Annotated in this window: 20 protein-coding genes and 2 tRNA genes; 16 read left to right on the top strand and 6 right to left on the bottom strand. The window is 54.6% G+C overall.

Annotated elements, in window-relative coordinates; all coding sequences use genetic code 11:
• The 8 genes from BMX22_RS16705 to BMX22_RS10035 form a co-directional block, all read left to right on the top strand.
• Window positions 1-190: hypothetical protein (locus BMX22_RS16705; protein ID WP_207645879.1), on the top strand; the 190-nt coding region annotated here is incomplete at its 5' end.
• Between the two features lie 21 nt (window positions 191-211).
• A tRNA-Thr gene (locus tag BMX22_RS10065) sits at window positions 212-287 on the top strand.
• 44 nt (window positions 288-331) lie between these two features.
• Window positions 332-417: transfer RNA gene (locus BMX22_RS10060), tRNA-Tyr, on the top strand.
• A gap of 152 nt (window positions 418-569) precedes the next feature.
• Window positions 570-1,205 carry a hypothetical protein gene (locus tag BMX22_RS10055; RefSeq protein WP_074742324.1) on the top strand — a complete coding sequence of 212 codons (636 nt, stop codon included), beginning with the start codon at window positions 570-572 and terminating at the stop codon, window positions 1,203-1,205.
• Between the two features lie 56 nt (window positions 1,206-1,261).
• Complete coding sequence (gene typA, locus BMX22_RS10050; RefSeq protein WP_074742323.1) at window positions 1,262-3,085, top strand: translational GTPase TypA; 1,824 nt, start codon at window positions 1,262-1,264, stop codon at window positions 3,083-3,085.
• A 333-nt stretch (window positions 3,086-3,418) separates the two neighbouring features.
• A complete protein-coding gene (locus BMX22_RS10045; RefSeq protein WP_074742322.1) occupies window positions 3,419-4,129 on the top strand; it encodes a leucine-rich repeat domain-containing protein in 711 nt (236 codons plus the stop codon).
• Window positions 4,130-4,144: 15 nt separating this feature from the next.
• Entirely contained in the window at window positions 4,145-4,891 is a 747-nt protein-coding gene (locus BMX22_RS10040; protein ID WP_074742321.1) for a hypothetical protein, read from the top strand.
• 14 nt (window positions 4,892-4,905) lie between these two features.
• On the top strand, window positions 4,906-5,628 hold the full coding sequence (locus BMX22_RS10035; RefSeq protein WP_074742320.1) for a hypothetical protein: 723 nt from the start codon (window positions 4,906-4,908) through the stop codon (window positions 5,626-5,628).
• A 358-nt stretch (window positions 5,629-5,986) separates the two neighbouring features.
• On the opposite strand, the gene guaB is transcribed toward BMX22_RS10035, so the two are convergent.
• The 6 genes from guaB to BMX22_RS10000 form a co-directional block, all read right to left on the bottom strand.
• Window positions 5,987-7,459 (bottom strand): IMP dehydrogenase, encoded by a 1,473-nt coding sequence (gene guaB / locus BMX22_RS10025; protein WP_074742318.1) that lies wholly within the window; start codon window positions 7,457-7,459, stop codon window positions 5,987-5,989.
• A 205-nt stretch (window positions 7,460-7,664) separates the two neighbouring features.
• Window positions 7,665-8,594 (bottom strand): leucine-rich repeat protein, encoded by a 930-nt coding sequence (locus tag BMX22_RS10020; RefSeq protein ID WP_074742317.1) that lies wholly within the window; start codon window positions 8,592-8,594, stop codon window positions 7,665-7,667.
• A gap of 1 nt (window position 8,595) precedes the next feature.
• On the bottom strand, window positions 8,596-9,765 hold the full coding sequence (locus BMX22_RS10015) for an amidohydrolase (RefSeq protein WP_074742316.1): 1,170 nt from the start codon (window positions 9,763-9,765) through the stop codon (window positions 8,596-8,598).
• Window positions 9,766-9,779: 14 nt separating this feature from the next.
• Complete coding sequence (locus tag BMX22_RS10010) at window positions 9,780-10,280, bottom strand: shikimate kinase (RefSeq protein WP_074742315.1); 501 nt, start codon at window positions 10,278-10,280, stop codon at window positions 9,780-9,782.
• A gap of 134 nt (window positions 10,281-10,414) precedes the next feature.
• Window positions 10,415-11,251: a shikimate dehydrogenase family protein gene (locus BMX22_RS10005; protein WP_074742314.1), complete on the bottom strand. Its 837-nt coding sequence runs from the start codon at window positions 11,249-11,251 to the stop codon at window positions 10,415-10,417.
• Complete coding sequence (locus BMX22_RS10000) at window positions 11,244-12,179, bottom strand: ACP S-malonyltransferase (RefSeq protein WP_074742313.1); 936 nt, start codon at window positions 12,177-12,179, stop codon at window positions 11,244-11,246. The genes BMX22_RS10005 and BMX22_RS10000 overlap by 8 nt, the downstream gene beginning before the upstream one ends.
• Before the next feature lie 460 nt (window positions 12,180-12,639).
• Between BMX22_RS10000 and BMX22_RS09995 the strand changes: the two genes are divergently transcribed.
• The 8 genes from BMX22_RS09995 to fabZ all read left to right on the top strand — a co-directional run bounded on the left by BMX22_RS09995 (window position 12,640) and on the right by fabZ (window position 19,400).
• Window positions 12,640-13,626, top strand: a complete 987-nt coding sequence (locus BMX22_RS09995; protein WP_074742312.1) for a beta-ketoacyl-ACP synthase III — start codon at window positions 12,640-12,642, stop codon at window positions 13,624-13,626.
• A gap of 11 nt (window positions 13,627-13,637) precedes the next feature.
• Window positions 13,638-14,564 carry an enoyl-[acyl-carrier-protein] reductase FabK gene (fabK, locus tag BMX22_RS09990; RefSeq protein WP_074742311.1) on the top strand — a complete coding sequence of 309 codons (927 nt, stop codon included), beginning with the start codon at window positions 13,638-13,640 and terminating at the stop codon, window positions 14,562-14,564.
• 346 nt (window positions 14,565-14,910) lie between these two features.
• The gene (fabG, locus tag BMX22_RS09985) at window positions 14,911-15,651 is read left to right on the top strand and encodes a 3-oxoacyl-[acyl-carrier-protein] reductase (protein ID WP_074742310.1); all 741 of its coding nucleotides are present in this window, start codon (window positions 14,911-14,913) and stop codon (window positions 15,649-15,651) included.
• A gap of 216 nt (window positions 15,652-15,867) precedes the next feature.
• A complete protein-coding gene (gene fabF / locus BMX22_RS09980) occupies window positions 15,868-17,124 on the top strand; it encodes a beta-ketoacyl-ACP synthase II (protein ID WP_074742309.1) in 1,257 nt (418 codons plus the stop codon).
• A gap of 11 nt (window positions 17,125-17,135) precedes the next feature.
• Window positions 17,136-17,609 carry an acetyl-CoA carboxylase biotin carboxyl carrier protein gene (accB, locus tag BMX22_RS09975; protein WP_074742308.1) on the top strand — a complete coding sequence of 158 codons (474 nt, stop codon included), beginning with the start codon at window positions 17,136-17,138 and terminating at the stop codon, window positions 17,607-17,609.
• Window positions 17,606-18,226 carry a hypothetical protein gene (locus BMX22_RS09970; RefSeq protein ID WP_074742307.1) on the top strand — a complete coding sequence of 207 codons (621 nt, stop codon included), beginning with the start codon at window positions 17,606-17,608 and terminating at the stop codon, window positions 18,224-18,226. The genes accB and BMX22_RS09970 overlap by 4 nt, the downstream gene beginning before the upstream one ends.
• Complete coding sequence (locus BMX22_RS09965; RefSeq protein ID WP_074742306.1) at window positions 18,223-18,945, top strand: hypothetical protein; 723 nt, start codon at window positions 18,223-18,225, stop codon at window positions 18,943-18,945. The genes BMX22_RS09970 and BMX22_RS09965 overlap by 4 nt, the downstream gene beginning before the upstream one ends.
• A 5-nt stretch (window positions 18,946-18,950) precedes the next feature.
• Window positions 18,951-19,400: a 3-hydroxyacyl-ACP dehydratase FabZ gene (fabZ, locus tag BMX22_RS09960; protein ID WP_074742305.1), complete on the top strand. Its 450-nt coding sequence runs from the start codon at window positions 18,951-18,953 to the stop codon at window positions 19,398-19,400.
• Window positions 19,401-19,512 lie beyond the last annotated feature (112 nt).

Here is a 19,512-nt window from a genome sequence, read left to right as displayed (position 1 = left end):
CGCAGCCAACGGCTGCACGTACCCTCTGTCAGCTTCGCTGACATCTCCCTACACCGTAGGGAGTCACTCGGCGTTCCGCATAGCCGATAAAAATGTAGGGGACGGCGTCCTCGACGTCCCGCAGAACACCGCCTCACAAAAAATCTCAAAAAAATTTCAAAAAAAGCTTGACAAGCGTAATCGTTTGTGATATAATAATCAAGTCAGTTAAGCTGGTGTAGCTCAGTTGGTAGAGCAGCTGATTTGTAATCAGCAGGTCGGGGGTTCGAGTCCGTCCACCAGCTCCACATTACGAGGTCGTCGACCTCGTAAAATTTTCAATCTTTCTAATGGGAGAGTTCCCGAGTGGCCAAAGGGGGCAGACTGTAAATCTGTTGCTTTTCAGCTTCGGTGGTCCGAATCCACCCTCTCCCACCAGAAACGCCCCGATAATATCGGGGCGATTTCTTTGACTAACACATTTCAGCGACACCTTGCAAACTCTGCAAGGGCTTTTTTATGTCAGGAAAAAAGGAGCTTTTGCACGAAATACCGCATTGTTGTTAAATAAATGTAGGGGAGGTATATATATGATTTGCAGAACATCCTATGCAGACAACCTCAAAGCCCGATACATAAAGAAACATACGGAGGATAAAGTCAAGTACATAGTCCTGATGATAGTGCTGCTGGTCATCGGCTGGATAGCGTTTGGAATGGCGATGCTCTACGGAGGCGTGGGTGCGACGCTCATCGCCGTTTTGGGTCTCGGAGGCGGAGCGCTGTCCCTTGCGGCGGTCGTGTACTGTATCTTCACCAAAGACAGGGATTTCAAGGCTTTCGTGGCAACTGACGACGACATCGTCTTTATCGACTGCGCCGCCGCCTTTGCCGACAGCAGAGTATTCGGAGCGATGATAAACTGGAATTACCGCTCAGCCATGGCGACGGACATCAAGGCTGTGAACAATATCAGCAATATAAATACGGCTTCCAAGTACGACGAGTTCATACAGTCTCCCGCGGTGTGGCAGATGCACGGCTGCTTTGTCAAGGAGGTGCTGAGTGTCACCGAGGGCAGGAAGTACGTGAAGATAAGGTTCAAGCGTCAGACCTGCGGCTCTGCGGAGGGCAGCCTGCTTGACATCATGCCGATGACAGTACATATCCCGACAGACTACATAAATCTCGATGAGATGCTGATGAGACTGCGCAGTATGTCATGATTGTTAATATATCCATTGGAAAGAAAAGCTAAAGGTTATTTTAAGGAGAGATAAGTATGATAAGAGAAGATTTAAGAAACATCGCGATAATCGCCCACGTTGACCACGGCAAGACCACTCTCGTTGACGAGATGCTCAAGCAGGGCGGTGTATTCCGCGAGAATCAGGCAGTTGCCGAGCGAGTAATGGACTCGAACGACATCGAGCGCGAGAGAGGTATCACAATCCTTGCGAAGAATACCTCCGTTATGTACAACGACATCAAGATAAACGTCATCGACACCCCTGGGCACGCCGATTTCGGCGGCGAGGTAGAGCGCATCCTCGAAATGGTGGACGGCGTTCTCCTGCTTGTTGACGCAGCCGAGGGCCCCATGCCCCAGACCCGCTTCGTGCTCTCGAAGGCGCTTGAAATGGGCCACAAAATAATCATCGTAGTCAACAAGATAGACCGTCCCGACGCCCGTCTCGACGAGATAGGCGACGAGGTGCTCGAGCTCCTGCTCGACCTCGACGCGAGCGAGGAACAGCTCGAATCTCCGCTGCTTTTCTGCTCTGGCAGAAGCGGAACGGCATCGCTTAGTCAGTACGAGGCAGGCACCGACCTCAAGCCCCTTTTCGAGACCATCATCAACTACATCGAGCCCCCGAAGGGCAACGAGGAGGAGCCGCTCCAGATGCTCATCTCCTCCATCGACTACAACGAATACGTGGGCAGGATAGGCATCGGACGCATCGTCCGAGGCAGCATCAAGGTGAACCAGCAGGTAACAGTCTGTGACTACACAGGCTCGAAGAAGAATTACAACTCCAAGATAGTGTCGCTCCTCCAGATACAGGGACTCAACCGCGTGCCCGTTCAGGAGGCAACAGTCGGCGATATCGTGTGGGTATCGGGAATAGAGGGCATCACTATCGGAGATACTATCTGTGCGCCAGAGGCACCCGAGCCGCTTCCCTTTGTCAAGATAAGCGAGCCGACCGTCGAGATGACTTTCTCGGTCAACGACAGCCCCTTCGCAGGGCGTGAGGGCAAGTTCGTCACTTCGCGCCAGCTCCGCGAGAGGCTCTTCCGCGAGCTCCTGAAGGACGTTTCACTCCGCGTTGAGGAGACCGATTCCACAGATTCGTTCAGAGTAGCGGGCAGAGGCGAGATGCACCTCTCCATACTCATCGAGAATATGCGCCGCGAGGGCTATGAGCTTGCAGTTTCGACTCCCCGCGTGCTCTTCAAGAAGGACGAGGAGACAGGTCAGAAGCTCGAACCTATCGAGCGCCTTGTCATCGACGTCCCCGAGGACTGTGTCGGCTCCGTAATGGAGAAAATGGGCAGCCGCAAGGGCGAGCTTGTCTCCATGCACCCGCAGGGCAGCCGTATGCGTGTCGAGTTCCTCATACCCGCGAGAGGTCTTTTCGGCTATAAGAGCGAGTTCCTCACAGATACCAAGGGCGAGGGCATCATGAGCCACGTATTCGAGGGCTACGAGCCGTACAAGGGCGACATCGACCGCAGAAACACGGGCTCTCTCGTTTCCTTCGAGACAGGCGAGGCTGTTACCTACGGTCTGTTCAACGCACAGGAGCGCGGACAGCTCTTTATCCCCGCAGGCACACCTGTTTACGAGGGCATGGTAGTAGGCGCATCGCCCAAGACCGACGACCTCGTTGTAAATGTCTGCAAGAAGAAGCACCTCACAAACACCCGTGCGAGCGGAAGCGACGACGCGCTCCGTCTCGTGCCTCACCGCATACTCAGCCTTGAGGACTGCCTTGAATTCCTCGCAGACGACGAGCTTCTCGAGGTAACACCCGAGAGCCTGCGTATCCGCAAGCGCATACTCAGCAACTCTCAGCGCGCGAAGGTAAGAGCAAAGCAGTAACATGGGCTCGGATCGTAGGGGCGAGTTCCGCTCGCCCGTCGATTTGTCGGATTATCTCGGACGCCCAAATGGCGCCCCTACGGTTATGTTTAATCTCGCCTTGTAGAGGCGGATATTATCAGCCCGCTAATCCCGATTTCGATTGTCGGGCGCACGGATAAGCAGCACACCAAATCTTTGATTTGGATTGTGATGCTATATGCAGCTTTGCTGTAATGCGCCCCTACGGTTTGATTGAATGAGCTTTTGCAGGGTCGGACGGTATCCGCCCGCGAGATTTCATTCTTTGTGCATAAAGGCAACATACAGCTTTCAAATAACGGAGATAGAATTATGAAGAGAATGGCATTATTGTCTGTACTGACTGTCCTTGCGGCTCTGACCGCAGGCTGTTCCGAGACAGGCACAGGCAGCGATTCGGTGGCGGAGAGCCCCACATCTGCCGCCGCGGCTGAAACGGATATCGAACCCGACACCTTTATCGACGAGGACGGCAACGTCTACGACGAGAAGCCCACAGTCCACGTCAGGGACGTAAAGGAGTCCACCGATTTCGAGTATGTCATCGAGGACGGCAATACAAAGATAACGAAATACGTCGGCAATGAGCAGTATGTCGTCATTCCCGACAGCATAGAGGGCGTGCCCGTTACAGAGATAAGCTACTACGCCTTTGAGGCGAACTACGATATCGTATCGGTGCAGATACCCGAGAGCGTAACTCTCATCGGCGAGAACGCCTTTATGGACTGCTCATCGCTTGCAGAGGTCAATATCCCCGAGGCGGTGACAGGCATAGACAGAGGCGCGTTCGTCGCCTGCACGAGCCTTACCGAGGTCACTATCCCGCAGAACGTGGAATATGTCCATGAGGAGGCATTCACAGCCTGCGAGGGGCTCACCACCCTGCGTATACTCAATCCCGACCTGAAATATGAGAACTGGGGACTTGAAGACCTTCCCGACCTCATCATCTACGCTCCCGAGGGCTCGGAGGTGCTGAACTGGGCACAGGAGAGGGGCTTCAACTACATCGCGATATAAAGCGGAGGCATGGCAATGAAGAAGAGAATACCTGCCGCAGTCGCAGCAGCAATATGTCTGCTTGCCTGCGTTTCATGCGGAAAAGAGGCGGAGATATCGGTAAATGAGAACGTATCGGTGAACACATCACCGAGCGCCGCAGCCGATACCGCACCCACAGTCGGCGACATCGTCGAGCCGAAGGAGGGCAGCGAGGAATACGACCTCGGAAGCTACCGCGTAGCCGCCGACGGAGTCAAGTTCTACTATGAGGAGCCCGTTTCCGAGGAGCTGATGTTCGCGCTTGACAGATACTTCACGTCTTTCCAGAACGAAGACTTCGAGACATATCAGGAACTCATCTACCCCGACTACAAGGAGCGCTACGGCACATATTTGCAGGAAGAGTATGAGTACGGACTTGAAGACTCCTTCAAGCTCAACTGTGAGAATCTCAGGACCATAATGCAGAATGCGGTAGCGGGTGACGACGGCGACAGTTCGCAGTATACTGGCGATTTCACCATTACCCGCATAAAGGCGGAGCAGCCCGAGCTCAGCGAGGGGGAGACACTCGACGACCTGAAAGCGGACCTCTTCAGCTATTTCGACGAGATATTCGACACCGACTACTACGAATATGTCAAGGCGAATTCGGATGACATAGAATACGTCAGCTTTTATATATACGCCAAGGGTGAGGACGGCGCAGAGCACCGTCTGATAAGCGGCTACGAGATAGCCTTTGCCGTAGTTGACGGCAAGTATTACACCTTTGGCTGACAGGAGGAAGAGAAATGAAGAAGATGAACAAGGCAGCCCTCGCAATATTGCTTGCGGGAGCCATGCTGACAGCGGTATCCTGCGGTGACAAGGGAAGCTCATCGACATCGTCATCATCGTCAGGCGTGCGCATAGACGGCGGAGAGAACGCCCGCAAGAACATGACCGACGAGGAGTACCATTCGGCGTATATGGCGAACGACGACCTCAAGCCCGCAGATGACAGCAATGTCAGCATACAGATAAGCTACGACAACTCCTTCTGGAATGATTCCACGGGTTATGACGAGCTCTACATGGTCAACAAGTACGTGGAGGCACTCAACAGCGGCGACTACGAGGCTATAGCCGCCTGCTACTACCCTGGCTTCCTCGACGGCGTATGCAAGGCGAGCGAGAGGTACGACTCCGAGGAGAAGTTCATCGAGGACTACTATACGACCATGGAGCAGACCCTGTGCGAGGGCTTCAAGATAAACTTCATCGAGATATCGGACTGTCGTCTTGCAGGCGATACCGAAGCAGACGCGAGGTTTGAGTCGCGCGACCAAAACCTGAAGACAGTGTTCGGCGACGACATCATCTCAAAGATAACCGACCGCAAGCTGCTCACAATGGGCGGATACACCTACTATGGCAACGAGGAAAGCAATTATATCACTGAGCTGACGAACGTGCTGCCTGAGGGTATGCTCTTCTGCGTGTACACCATAGACGGCAAGCCGTATATTTTTTAAGCGGTCAGAGCTCAGAGCTCAGATATTGCGAAAAGCACTTGACAATTGCAAATCAGCGTGGTATAATAATTATAACCACATAAGAAAATATGTATATGGTTTTCACCAACAAGCGAAAAACCCCGAGAGTGGCACCTCTCGGGGTTTTTCTTTGTGGGCTGTTTGTCGGCATTATGACTGTTTAGCCACTTGCTCACGAAGTCACCAACTAAGCGAGCCGTAACAGCCACGATAAAAGAAAATATGTAATTCACGGTTTTCACCTCCTTCCTATCGGAAGAAGCCGACACTATGAGTATAACATAAACCGAAATTTTATGTCAAGAAAAGCCCCGCATATCGCGGGGCTTTAGCTGTTTTATATCTGTGTTGAATAGTTGGGAGCTTCCTTTGTGATGTAGATATCGTGGGGATGGCTCTCCTTGAGACCCGCGCCTGTGATGCGTATGAACTGAGCCTTCTCATGGAGAGTGGGGATATCAACGCAGCCGCAGTATCCCATACCCGAGCGGATACCTCCGACGAGCTGGAACACAGTGTCCGCAACGGAGCCCTTAAACGGCACACGACCCTCAACGCCCTCGGGAACGAGCTTCTTTGCGCCCTCCTGGAAATATCTGTCCTTGGAGCCGTTGGCCATAGCGCCGAGGCTTCCCATTCCGCGGTAAACCTTGAACTGACGGCCCTGATATATCTCGGTCTCACCTGGAGCCTCCGCACAGCCTGCGAGGAGCGAGCCGAGCATAACGACGTTAGCGCCTGCCGCGAGAGCCTTAACGATATCGCCGCTGTACTTGATGCCGCCGTCGGCGATAACGGGCACGCCGTACTTCTGAGCCACACAAGCGACGTCATAAACGGCAGTTATCTGCGGAACACCGATACCTGCGACAACGCGGGTAGTGCAGATAGAGCCGGGGCCGATGCCGACCTTTACGCAGTCAGCGCCCGCCTTGATGAGGTCCTCAGCGGCTTCTGCTGTAGCGATATTGCCTGCGATAACGGGAGTATCGGGGTACGCCTCCTTTATCATGGAGAGGCACTTGAGGATATTGGCGCTGTGTCCGTGAGCGGAGTCGAGCACAAGAACGTCAGCCTGAGCCTCGATGAGAGCCTTGGCTCTGTCGAGCACGTTGGCAGTCACGCCGATAGCGGCGCCGCAGAGGAGCCTGCCCTGAGAATCACGGGCGGAGTTGGGGTACTGCACAGACTTCTCGATATCCTTGATAGTGATAAGGCCCTTGAGGTAGCCCTCATTGTCAACAATGGGGAGCTTTTCTATCTTATGAGCGCGGAGTATCTCCTGAGCCTGAGCGAGAGTAGTACCCACAGGAGCTGTGATGAGGTTATCCTTGGTCATGACCTCGGAGATCTTAGCCTTGAAATCGGTGAGGAAGCGCATATCGCGGTTAGTGATTATGCCGACCAGCTTGCCGCTGCCGTCAACTATCGGAACGCCCGAGATACGGAACTTGCCCATAAGCTCGTCCGCATCAGCAACGATGTGATCCTCGGTGAGCGAGAAGGGGTCAACGATGACGCCGTTTTCGGAGCGCTTCACCTTGTCCACTTCCTCAGCCTGCTGTTCGATAGACATATTCTTGTGGATGATGCCGATACCGCCTTCACGGGCGATAGCGATAGCCATACGCGAATCAGTAACGGTGTCCATAGCGGCAGTCATGATAGGCGTGTTGAGGGTGATAGTCTTGGTGAGCTTGGTGCCGAGCTGTATCATATTGGGGGTGACGTCCGATTTAGCGGGTATGAGCAATACGTCGTCGAAGGTCAGACCCTCCTTCTGAAATTTGCTGTTCATGTCGGTCAGCATAAAATTTCCTCCTCCTTATTATATTATATTACCTTTAATGATACCAATTTTTTGTCGTTCTGTCAATACCTGAGCGGGTAAAACGGATATAGAAAAATTATACGAAAATATGGTTTAAATATGTTTATTCGTGTCGCATTAAAGCGACGAATCACTTAAGGCAATACCGTACAAAGCCTTCAGGCGTGCTTTGTGCGGTGTTGCCTTAAAGAGTGGAGAGCCGCGCATACTCGATGAGTATCTTTGTAGCGTCCTTTGCGTCTATCATCTTATCGGGAGACATATCGCCTACGATCCTCTGCCACGGGCTGAAAGACAGCTCAGCCCCCGTAGAGGCGCTTGAGTATTCGGCGAGCACAGCCGAAGCGTCCTTGGCATCGACCTTTTTGTCCTTGTTTACGTCGCCGACGAGGTAATTATCGGGGTCGAGGAAGTCGAAACCGTTCTCGTTGGCGTAGGTCTCGGCAGAGCTGCCTGTTTTGCCGCCGATGATAAAGCCCTCGGTCCTGACGGTATAGGACGAGTGCGCGTCAGACTGATAGCCTATTGCGGAGTATCCGATATCCGTGACGCTCTCGGGAATGAGGGTATCGAGCTCGGGGCAGCCGAAGAAAGCCTCTGCGCCGATAGTTTTCAGACCGTCGGGGAGGTAAGCCTCCTTGAGCGAGCTGCACGAGAAGAAGCATTCATAGGGTATATCCTTCACGCCCTTGCCGACAGAAACGGTCGTGAGGCTGTAGCAGCCCATAAATGCGCTGTCTTTGATGAACTGCACCGAATCGGGGATAACGAGCTGCGTCATCGCAGTGCAGCCTGCAAACGCCGATTTTTCAATATATTCGAGCTTGCTCGGGAAATACACGAATTCGAGCTTTGTCTGCCCGAGGAAAGCCTTCTCGCCTATGCCGATGACGGTGTGACCGTCTATCTCGTCGGGGATAGTCAGTGCGCCCTCGGCGGGTGTAGCGCTCATTATCGTTATTCCCGCAGGTTCCGAGTCCTCAATGGTGTAGGTGTAGGTCACGCCGTCGACAACGGCGGTGTGTCCGTCAAAATTGCCCTCAGCGTATGCCGAGGCGGGGACTGCGCATACCGCGAGCACGGCTGCTGCTGCGAGTGCAAAAATACGTTTCATATTATACCTCCCTGCGGATGAATTGTCCGTTTATAGCTACGAGCGCGGGCTCGCTCATCAGTCCGAGCGGGTCATCGCCCTTGCGGTAGAGCTGAACGTCCGCGTCCTTTCCGACCGCGATACTGCCTATTCTCTCCTCCGCGCCTATTATCTCGGCGGGAACTATAGTCAGCGCGCGCAGAGCCGTCATCTCGTCGAGCCCGCCCTTTACGGCAGCCTGAGCCGAGAGCGGCAGGTACTGTATCGGGATAACGGTGTGGTCGGTGCATATAGCGAGCTTAACGCCGTTTTCAGCGAGAACGGCGGCATTTTTGAGTTCCTGACCGCGCATCTCGGGCTTGCAGCGGTCGCATATTATCGGACCGCATATCACGGGGATCTCCTCCTCCGCGATGATATCGGCTATCTTGTAGCCCTCGGTGCCGTGGATTATGACGGTATCGAGCGAGAATTCCTTGGCTATTCTCATTGCGGTGCAGATATCGTCGGCGCGGTGACAGTGGAAGAACGCCTTCTGCTTGCGGTCGAGCAGGGGGAGAAGAGCCTCGAATTTCGCGTCATATTCGGGCGGGTCGCAGTTCTCGTTGTCGGAGTAGTAGCTGTCCATATCGTGGGCGTAGCGGCGGGCTTTGTAGAGCCCCTCGCGGATGAGTGCGGCAGTAGCCATACGAGTGACGGGAGTATCGTCCTTGTCGTTGTAGACGCGTTTGGGGTTTTCGCCGAGCGCGAATTTTATACCCGCATTCACGACGAGCATATCGTCGACGCGCCTGCCGACGGTCTTTATGACGCATATTTCGCCCCCGCAGGCATTCGCACTTCCGGGGCAGACCGCCGCCGCAGTGATACCGCGCATACGAGCTTCCTCGAAGCAGCGGTCGAACGGGTTGATACCGTCGAGCGCGCGCATCTGAGGCGTAAAAGGGTCGGTAGTCTCGTTGCAGTCATCGCCCTCGAAGTCGAGCCCGTCCTCGATAATGCCGAGGTGGGTGTGAGCGTCTACGAAGCCTGGCAGGAGAGTACCGCCCTGCGCGTCGATATCGCCGTCGGAGACAGAGTCGGGCATACCGCTTCCGAGCGCGGATATCTTCCCGTCCGCGAGTTCTGTCCAGCCGTTTTCGATGACGCCGTCCGCGTCCATGGTGTAGATCTTGGCGTTGTAAATCTTCATACGTGGCGACCTCACTATCGGTATTTCTTCACGGCGTCGGCGATCTTCTCGGCGGTCTCGATAGGACTTCCGCCGCAGTCGATCTGCACGTCGGAGTGCTCGATGTAGAGCACCCGCCGCGTATTGAATCGCTCACGGAGCTCTTCCTTGCTTGATGAGGCAGCTATCGGGCGGTTCTTGTCGTTGCAGATACGCTCATAGCAGGTCTCGAAGTCGGCGTCGAGGAAGACGACCACGCCCGCCTCCGAGGCAGCCTTAGCGGTATCGGGGTTGAGCATGGCACCGCCGCCGCAGGCGACCACTGCCGCCTTACCGCAGACGGACTTCACGATATCAGCCTCGACCCTGCGGAAGTATGGCTCACCCTTCTGAGCGAATATATCGGGGATAGACATTTTCTGGTCATCAACAATGAGGTCGTCGGTGTCGCAGAAGCCGCAGCCGAGCTTTTTCGCCGCGAGCTTGCCGACAGTAGTCTTGCCGCAGCCCATAAAGCCGCAAAGAAATACAGTCATGGCGTTCTTGTCCTTTCTAAGCCATTAGCCGTTAGCCGTCAGCCATTAGCTAATGGTATCGCCTTACGGCGATTTATTTAAATATTTGTCCGCGAAGCGGACACCGAGAGCCAAAGGCTAATAGCTAAAGGCTCTTAATTGTTCATAGCGTTGACGTGCTCCTCGACGTCGACGATTATCTTCGAGATATCCTCGGCTGAGAATTCGCCGCCGTACCAGTATTCGTGAGCCTTCACCGCCTGATACACGAGCATGGAAGCTCCGCCGACAGCGACCTTGCCGAGTGCGCGTGCCTTTCTCATGAGGAGTGTCTCGGTGGGGTTGTAGATGACGTCGAAGAAGCTGCCGCAGTCGGCGATGACGTTGTCGGAAACAGCGCAGTTTTCGGTCTTGGGGAACATACCCACGGGTGTCGCATTTATGAGCAGGTCGAAGCCGCCCTCGATGTCGTCAACGAGGCAGATACGCACATTTGCGCCGCTGCACTTGGCGAGTATCTCCGCCATAACGAGCTGAGCGTTCCTGATATCCTGCGGGATAACGGCGATAGTGAGCTCGGCGCCGTGAAGAGCGGCTTCAATGGCTATCATGCGTCCGACGCCGCCGCAGCCGACGAGCAGCACTTTTCCGCCGAGGGGGAGGCACTCTGCCGAGCGGAGGAAGCCGTCGCAGTCGGTATTGTAGCCGACGAATTTCCCGCCGTTATTGCTTATGCAGTTGACGGAGTTATATCGCAGAGCGCTCTCGCTGAGCTCGTCTGCGAAGGGGATAACGGCGGTTTTATGGGGGATAGTGATATTGAAGCCCCTCAGCTGCCTGAGCTCCTCCATGCGTGTTTCAAGGTCGGCGGGAGCGATGTCGATGAGCTCATAGCTGTAGTCGGAAATGCCGCTGAGAGCGAAGAGCTTCTCGTGAATGAGGGGGGACATAGAGTGTCCGAGCGGGTGACCGATGAGACCGTACTTATCCATAGATTTCCTCCGATTTTTCGAGAGTTTCGAGGTTCTCGACATTGAACGCCCTTACGTCTGTGAGAGTTTTCTTGACGAGCCCCGTCAGCGTCTTTCCGGGACCGAACTCAACGAAAGTGTCGGCGCCGTCGGCGTGCATGGCAGCGAGCTCCGAGGTAAAGCGCACGGGCGAAACGATGTGCTTTGCAAGGAGAGCGGGCATATCGCTGAAATCGGTCAGCTCGCCGCCCGTCACATTTGAGTAATACTTCACGTGCGGAGCCTTGAACGGTATCTTCTTAGCGGCTTCGTAGAACTTATCCGCAGCAGACTGCATCAGCTTCGAGTGGAAAGCGCCCGCGACGTTGAGCCTTACGACCCTCGCCTTCATTTCGGCGAAAATCTCGCTGACCTCGTCGATGCCCTCGGGAGTACCCGCGATAACGGTCTGCATGGGAGAGTTGTAGTTGACCGCCGCCACGTAATTCTTGGCGCTGCTGCATACCTCCTCGATTTTCTCGGGAGCGAGCTTCATAACGGCAGCCATAGCGCCCTTGTGTTCGCGGGCAGCCTCGTCCATAGCCTCGGAACGCGCCTTAATGAGGCGGAATACGTCCTCAAGCGAGACCATACCCGACATCGTGAGCGCCGCATACTCGCCGAGCGAGTGTCCCGCAACGCCGTCGAAGCGGAAGGGGATACCCGCCTTATGGACGCGGGTTATGGCAGCGGAGTTGCAGACGAGCGAAGTGAGGAGCACAGCGGGCTGCGCGTTGATAGTCTGCGCGAGCTCCTCGGGAGAGCTCTCGAAGCAGACCTTACGCATATCGCGCCCGAGCACATCGGAGGCGATATCATAGAGCTCGCCCGTGTGCGGGTAAGCGGCGAGGATATCATTTCCCATATTGGGGTATTGGGAGCCCTGTCCCGAAAAGAGAGAAATAATCATGAAGAGGAAGTCCTTTCTGTGAGATTTTACCGAATATCACAAGAGATATTTGTGAAAAATAACGATATCTCTTTTTTAGCAAAGCAAAGGGAAAAAATATCGTTGAAAAAATTTCGGAAATGATTTATAATATATATTGTATACTGCTATGGCTATATCCCGTAACAGTATAGATATAATATAGCACATTATTACTTAAAATGCAAGTGTCAGGTGCTACGGACACGGAACACGGAAATTACAATTGTAACCGATAAAGTTACATTTAGTACATTGGCAGAACGGCATAGATGTGATAAAGTGGAGTTAGTCCGCAAATTGTACCGTGCGGAGGTGAACTATCGTAGGGGCTGCCTTTGGCAGTCCGACGGATTCACCGACCTGCGGACGCCCGAAGGGCGCCCCTACGGCAGTTACGGATACTCGTTAATATAGTTCCACATACAAAAGGAGACAAAATATGGGCATAAAAATACTGGGAACGGGGTGCTACCTCCCCGACCAAAAGCTCACAAACAACGATTTCACCAAGTTCGTCGATACGAATGACGAGTGGATACGCACCCGCACAGGCATAGCCGAGCGCCGCATGGCAGGCTGGGAGCCCGTGTGGTATATGGGCAGCGAAGCCGCAAGGCAAGCCATAGCGCAGGCAGGCATCGCCCCCGAGGATATCGGGCTCGTCATTGCCGCGAGCGCCACGAACGACTTCCACACGCCGAGCATCGCCTGCCTCGTCCAGCACGAGACGGGCGCGGTAAATGCGGCTGCATTCGACGTAAACGCAGCGTGCTCGGGATTTGTTTATGCGCTCGATACCGCAAGACGCTTTCTTGAGACCGACACAGGCATGAAGTACGTCCTCATCGTGGCAGCGGAAGCGCTTTCCCGCTTCCTTGACTTCGGCGACCGCTCATCGTGCATTCTTTTCGGAGACGGTGCAGCAGCCGCGGTGATAGAGCGCAGCGACAAGCCGTTCACCTCGGCTCTCGGAGCTGACGGCAGCGGCGGAAGGCTTCTCTACGCAAGGAGCGTCGGAGTAGCAGAAGAGATAAAGGTCGAGCACGAATTCGACGACGGCTTCCCCGAGAAGCGCCTGCACAAGCTTTATCAGGACGGCAGGGAGGTCTACAAATTCGCAACGAAGGCGCTGCCGAAGGCATTCCACCTCGCCGCGGACAAGGCAGGCATCACCCCCGAGGACATCGACTGGTTCGTACCTCATCAGGCGAACATCAGGATAATCGAGACAGCCGCCAAGAACCTCGGAGCCCCGATGGAGAAGTTCATCGTGACCCTCGACCACTACGGCAACACCTCGAGCGTGTCGATACCGCTTGCGCTGCACGAATCCATAGAAAAAGGCGTCATAAAGCGCGGCCAGAAGCTTGCACTGATAGGCTTCGGAGCAGGACTGACATACGCGGGCGCCATCTTTGAATACTAAGGAGAATAACTATGAAAACACGTATAACCGAGCTTTTAGGCTGTAAATATCCGATAATACAGGGCGGCATGGCATGGGTAGCCGAGCACACACTTGCCTCCGCGGTATCGAACGCGGGCGGCATCGGACTCATCGCTGGCGGCAGCGCACCGATAGACTACCTCCGCGACCAGATACGCAAGTGCAAGGAAAAGACCGACAAGCCGTTCGGCGTGAACATAATGCTTATGAGCCCCAACGCAGACGACCTCGCACAGCTCTGCATCGACGAGGGCGTGAGCGTGGTAACGACGGGCGCGGGCAATCCTGGCAAGTACATCGCCGCATGGAAAGAGGCAAATATCAAGGTAATACCGGTCGTTCCGTCGGTAGCGCTCGCCAAGAGAATGGAGCGCGCGGGTGCAGACGCAGTAGTCGCAGAGGGCACCGAGAGCGGCGGACACATCGGCGAGAATACGACGATGTGCCTTGTTCCGCAGGTAGTTGACGCACTGGAGATACCCGTTATCGCGGCGGGCGGTATCGCCGACGGCAGAGGCATGGCGGCGGCGTTCATGCTCGGAGCCGAGGGCGTGCAGATAGGCACGCGCTTCCTTGCGTCGGAGGAGTGTCAGATACACCCGACATTCAAGGAGCTCGTCATCAAGGCAAAGGACACAGACAGCGTAGTCACGGGGCGCTACACAGGCCACCCGTGCCGCAATATCAAGACGAAATTCTCGAAGAAGCTTGCCAACGGCGAAAAGGACGGCAGTCTCTCGCCCGAGGAGTTCGAGCAGATAACACTCGGCTCACTCCGCAAGGCAGTCGTAGACGGCAACGTTGACGAGGGCTCGTTCCTCTGCGGAGCTATCGCAGGCATGGTAAACGAGATAAAGCCCTGCAAGGACATCGTTGAGGAGATAATGGCAGGAGCGGAGAAATTGCTTGCCCGCTAAATAAGAACGCGGACGGAACGCCGAGGGCGGCGTTCCCTACAATAGATACGGTGGCATATTTTACGAATCTGTATGCCGCGCGGATATCGTTTCCGATTTGAGCAGATTATGGCGCGAAATCGGGGGTGCAGGGGACGCTGTTCCCTGCCGGGGTCTGGGGCAGAGCCCCAGCAGAGTAGGGGCTGTCTTTGGCAGTCCGACAAATCTGTTTATCTGCGGACGCCCGAAGGGCGCCCCTACAGAGGGAAATTCGTATATATCGCCGTCAGGCGATACCACCAGCTAATGGCTAACGGCTAACGGCTAATGGCTAACAATTACACATCAGAAATACGGAGGGAATATAATGGCAACAGCGATAATAACAGGAGCATCACAGGGCATCGGAGCCTGCATAGCGAAAAGGCTTGCCAAGGACGGCTACGACGTAGCGATAAACCACTATCCGAGCGACGGAGACAAGGAGAAAGCGCTTGCGGTCGCGGAGGAGTGCCGCGCATTCGGCGTAAAGGCTGAGTGCTACGCAGCCGACGTGTCCAAGTATGCAGACTGCGAGGCTATGGTCGATAAGGTAAAGGCAGACTTCGGCACTATCGACGCCCTTGTAAACAACGCAGGCATAACGAAGGACACCCTTCTTGCGCGCATGAGCGAAGACATCTACGACGCAGTCATTGCAGTGAACCAGAAGAGCGTATACAATATGATGAAGCTCGTCTGCAATGTCATGGGCAAGCAGAGGAGCGGCAGGATAGTGAACGTCTCATCGGTCGCGGGACTCTACGGCAACCCGGGTCAGGTGAACTATTCGGCATCAAAGGCAGCTATCATCGGCATGACGAAGTCAGTGGCGAAGGAGTACGGCAAGCGCAACATCACCTGCAACGCTGTTGCTCCGGGACTTATCCGCACGCCCATGACGGACGTCCTCTCAGACGAACTCAAGGCAAAAATGCTTGAAGCGGTAGCGCTCAAGCGCTACGGCGAGCCCGAGGAGATAGCCTCGGTGGTATCTTTCCTCGTGTCGGACAACGCAAGTTACATCACGGGACAGGTCATCGAGATATCGGGCGGACTTTCAATGTAATGCAGGCCTTCGGCTTGCAGAGCTCGGGCGGGACGCCGTGGGCGGCGTCCCCTACAAAGGCTTGCCGTTGACGTTTCTGTCATTGCGGACGCCAGAAAGGCGCCCCTACAAGGAAAAATCAGATATATCGCCGTCAGGCGATACCGCAAGCTAATGGCTAAAGGCTAACGGCTAACGGCTTCTCAACAAAAGATTCAGAATACGAAAGGGTAATATATGAGCAGAAGAGTTGTAATTACGGGTATGGGAGCTGTGACTCCCCTCGGAACAGGCGTTGAAAAATTCTGGGAGGGCATCAAGGCTAACAAGATAGGCTTCTCCTTCATTGATAAATTCGATACAGAGCGCACGGGCGTCAAGATAGCGGGCATCGTCCGCGACTTCAGCGAGGAGGACTACTTCGATGTTGAGGGATGCTTCGACAAGAAGGAGTCCAAGCGCATGGATACGTTCACCAAGTACGCCCTCGTTGCGGCGCATGAAGCGCTCACCGACGCGGGAACTGATTTCTCCGACCTCGACCCATACAGAGCAGGCGTTATCGTCGGCTCGGGAATAGGCGGAATCGACCTCACACTCAGCGAGTACGGCAAGTATCTTGAAAAGGGACCCGGCAGAGTTTCCCCGTTCTATATCCCCATGATGATAAGCAATATGGCAGCGGGAACTATCTCGATGAAGACGGGCTTCCGCGGAGCTAATTTCGACGTAACTACAGCCTGCTGCACAGCGACTCACGCTATCGGCGAGGCATTCCGCAAGATAAAGGACGGCTACCTTGACGCAGCTATCGCAGGCGGCACCGAGAGCACCAACGTAGAGTTCACATACGCAGGCTTCTCAAATATGAAAGCGCTGACAAAGAGCGACGACCTCACCCGCGCGTCGATACCGTTTGACAAGGAGAGAAACGGCTTTGTCCTCGGCGAGGGCAGCGGCATCGTCATCCTCGAGGAGTACGAGCACGCCAAGGCACGCGGAGCGAAGATATACGCGGAAGTAGCAGGCTACGGCGCAACCTGCGACGGTTATCATATGACCTCGCCCATGCCCACGGGCGAAGCGGCGGGAAAGGGAATGTCCCTCGCAATGGAGGAGGCAGGCTTGAAGCCCTCCGACGTAGACTACATCAACGCGCACGGCACATCCACGGGACTGAACGACAAGTACGAGACAGCCGCAATAAAGCTCGCATTCGGCGAGGACGCCTACAAGGTGAAGATAAACTCCACCAAGTCGATGACGGGACACCTCCTCGGCGCGGCAGGCGGCATAGAGGCGATAATCTGCGCAAAGACGATAGAGGAGGGACTTATCCACGCTACAGTGGGATATAAAGTCCCCGACGAGGAATGCGACCTCGACTACTGCGTAAACGGCAACATTAAGCAGGAGGTACGCGCGGCGCTGTCGAATTCGCTCGGCTTCGGCGGACACAACGCGACCCTCTGCTTCAAAAAAGTAACAGACTAAGGAGAACAAAGATGAACGAGATATTCGGTATGACCGACCTTGACACGATAAGCAGCCTTGCGGACATCATCAACAGCAAGGAGCTTTCGGAGATAACGATAACGGAGGGCGGCAGGACTATCACGATAAAGGGCAGGAAGTGCATCCCCGCACCTCCTCCGCAAATGGCAATGCCCCCCATGCCGCAGATGAGCGCAGGAGCACCTGCCCCCGCACCGCAGACAGCGCCCGTCCCCGACGAGGCAAACGGCGGCAACATCGTAAAAGCGCCGATAGTAGGCACCTATTACCGCTCGCCCTCGCCCGACAAGCCGCCCTTTGTAAAGATAGGCGACAGAGTAAAGAAGGGCGACGTGATAATGATAATCGAGTCGATGAAGCTGATGAACGAGGTACAGTCCGAGTTCGACGGCGTAGTCGAGCGCATACTCGTTACCGACGGTCAGGCTGTTGAGTACGACCAGCCGATAATGATAATCAAATGAAACCGTCGGAGCTCACCTACATCACGCAGGACATCATAGACAAGGGCACGTTCAACGTGACCTCGCCCGAGATGCTCGAAGAGGCGCGGCGCTACAATATGGACGCCGTTACCAATAATTCCAAGCGAAAGCGTATGACGGTCACGACGGGGATATGGCTGATAATACAGATACCCATTATCATTGCCTCGATATGTATGTATCTGACGCTCGAGACGCTGTCAGACCATAACGCGTTCAGGGCAGGCGATTTCGGCTTGATAATGTCCTACGCGCGCCTCGGAGCGATGTTCCTCGGGCTGTTCGCGTATCTGGGACTGTTCGGCTACTACATCATCTTCCGCTTTCAGCGTGACCCGAAGATAATGTTCCTTTGTTCAGCCCCCGCTATGCTGACGACCTTCTGGGGCGTTCTCATCGTGATAATAAACGTTGTTGTGGCTTATATTTACGAGCACAAGGAGGAGAAATTCTCCGAGGAGGCAGGCTATCCCGCATTCGTGCGTCTCGCGGTCACTACCGTAGAGAGCGACGCAAGGAGCATACAAGACCTCACCTACGACAGCATAAAGGAGCGCACGAAGCACTGGCGCGCGGAAGGAGATGAGTTCCTGTGACGATAAGCGACCTCAAATACATCACCCCGCTCGATATACAGGCAGCTCACCTCAACGTGACCTCAGCGGAGATGTACGCCGAGGCTAAGGATTTCAACAGGCATATGTACGATATGCAGCGTATCCGCCACCGCTTCCTGCGGGATATGTGGGGGATACTGATACTCAACGTTGTGGTATTTGCGCTTGCCCTGCCCACTGCGGCGAGCAATTACACATCCCTGCTTTTCGGCGCGACGGGCGGAAGAGGCCCGCTCGGCGTGGCAGAGGGCGGAAATCTCACGCTGACGTATCTGCCCGCGCTCATATACGCGGCGGCATTCATATACTTCATACTGATAAAGAAGCTTTACAACTGGAAGCTCATACTCGTTCTGAGCCTTATACCCATACCCACGCATTACGCGTTCATCGCACTTGCGATAGGCAACACCCTGCTTGTCAAGAAGATGAACGACACGGACAACGAGATGAAGGACGAGGTAGGATATCCCCACTTCGTCGAGCTGACGCTTTCGTATATACGCGACGAGGAGAACGCCGAGGACAACGGAATGGAGTCCTACAGCGAGGACGAGAAGTCCGACGACCTGATAAGCGAGCGAAAGGAGAATCCCTTCGACAAATACCGCACGGTATGGGGCGAGGGCGGCGGTTCGATGCTCGCAGACAATGATATAAGCACCGCAATAAATAAAGATAACATAGCTAAGGAGTAAAAACTATGTCCGAAATACTTATGAATAAAGAGCAGATAATGGAGATAATCCCGCACCGCGACCCCTTCCTCCTCATAGACGAGATAGTTGATATGGAGGTGGGCGTAAAGGTACACGCCCGCAAGTACATAAAGGAGGACGACTTCTGGTTCAAGGGACACTTCCCTGGCTATCCGGTGACTCCGGGCGTGCTCATGGTAGAGATGCTTGCACAGGCGGGAGCTGTATGTATGCTTTCCAAGCCCGAGTTCAAGGGCAAGATAGGGCTGTTCGGCGGCATAGACAAGGCAAAGTTCCGCAGACAGGTAGTTCCGGGCGACGTGCTCGACCTTGAAGTCGAGATAATCAAGCAGAGAGGACCTATCGGCACAGGCAAGGCGCTTGCATCGGTCGGCGGAGAGAGAGCAGTCTCCTGCGAGATAACCTTCGTTGTCACTGATGGAGAAAACAAGTGACCCCTATCTGCAATTTTTGAGCCATTAGCTATTAGCCATTAGCCATTAGCTTGTGGTATCGCCTTCGGCGATATATTCAGATATGTCCGCGCAGGCGGACACAACGAGCTAA

The organism is Ruminococcus sp. YRD2003 (assembly GCA_900109435.1).
Lineage (GTDB): Bacteria > Bacillota > Clostridia > Oscillospirales > Ruminococcaceae > Ruminococcus > Ruminococcus flavefaciens_G.
The sequence above is the reverse complement of the archived record's forward strand: the minus strand, read 5'-3'. Positions and strand labels throughout refer to the sequence as shown.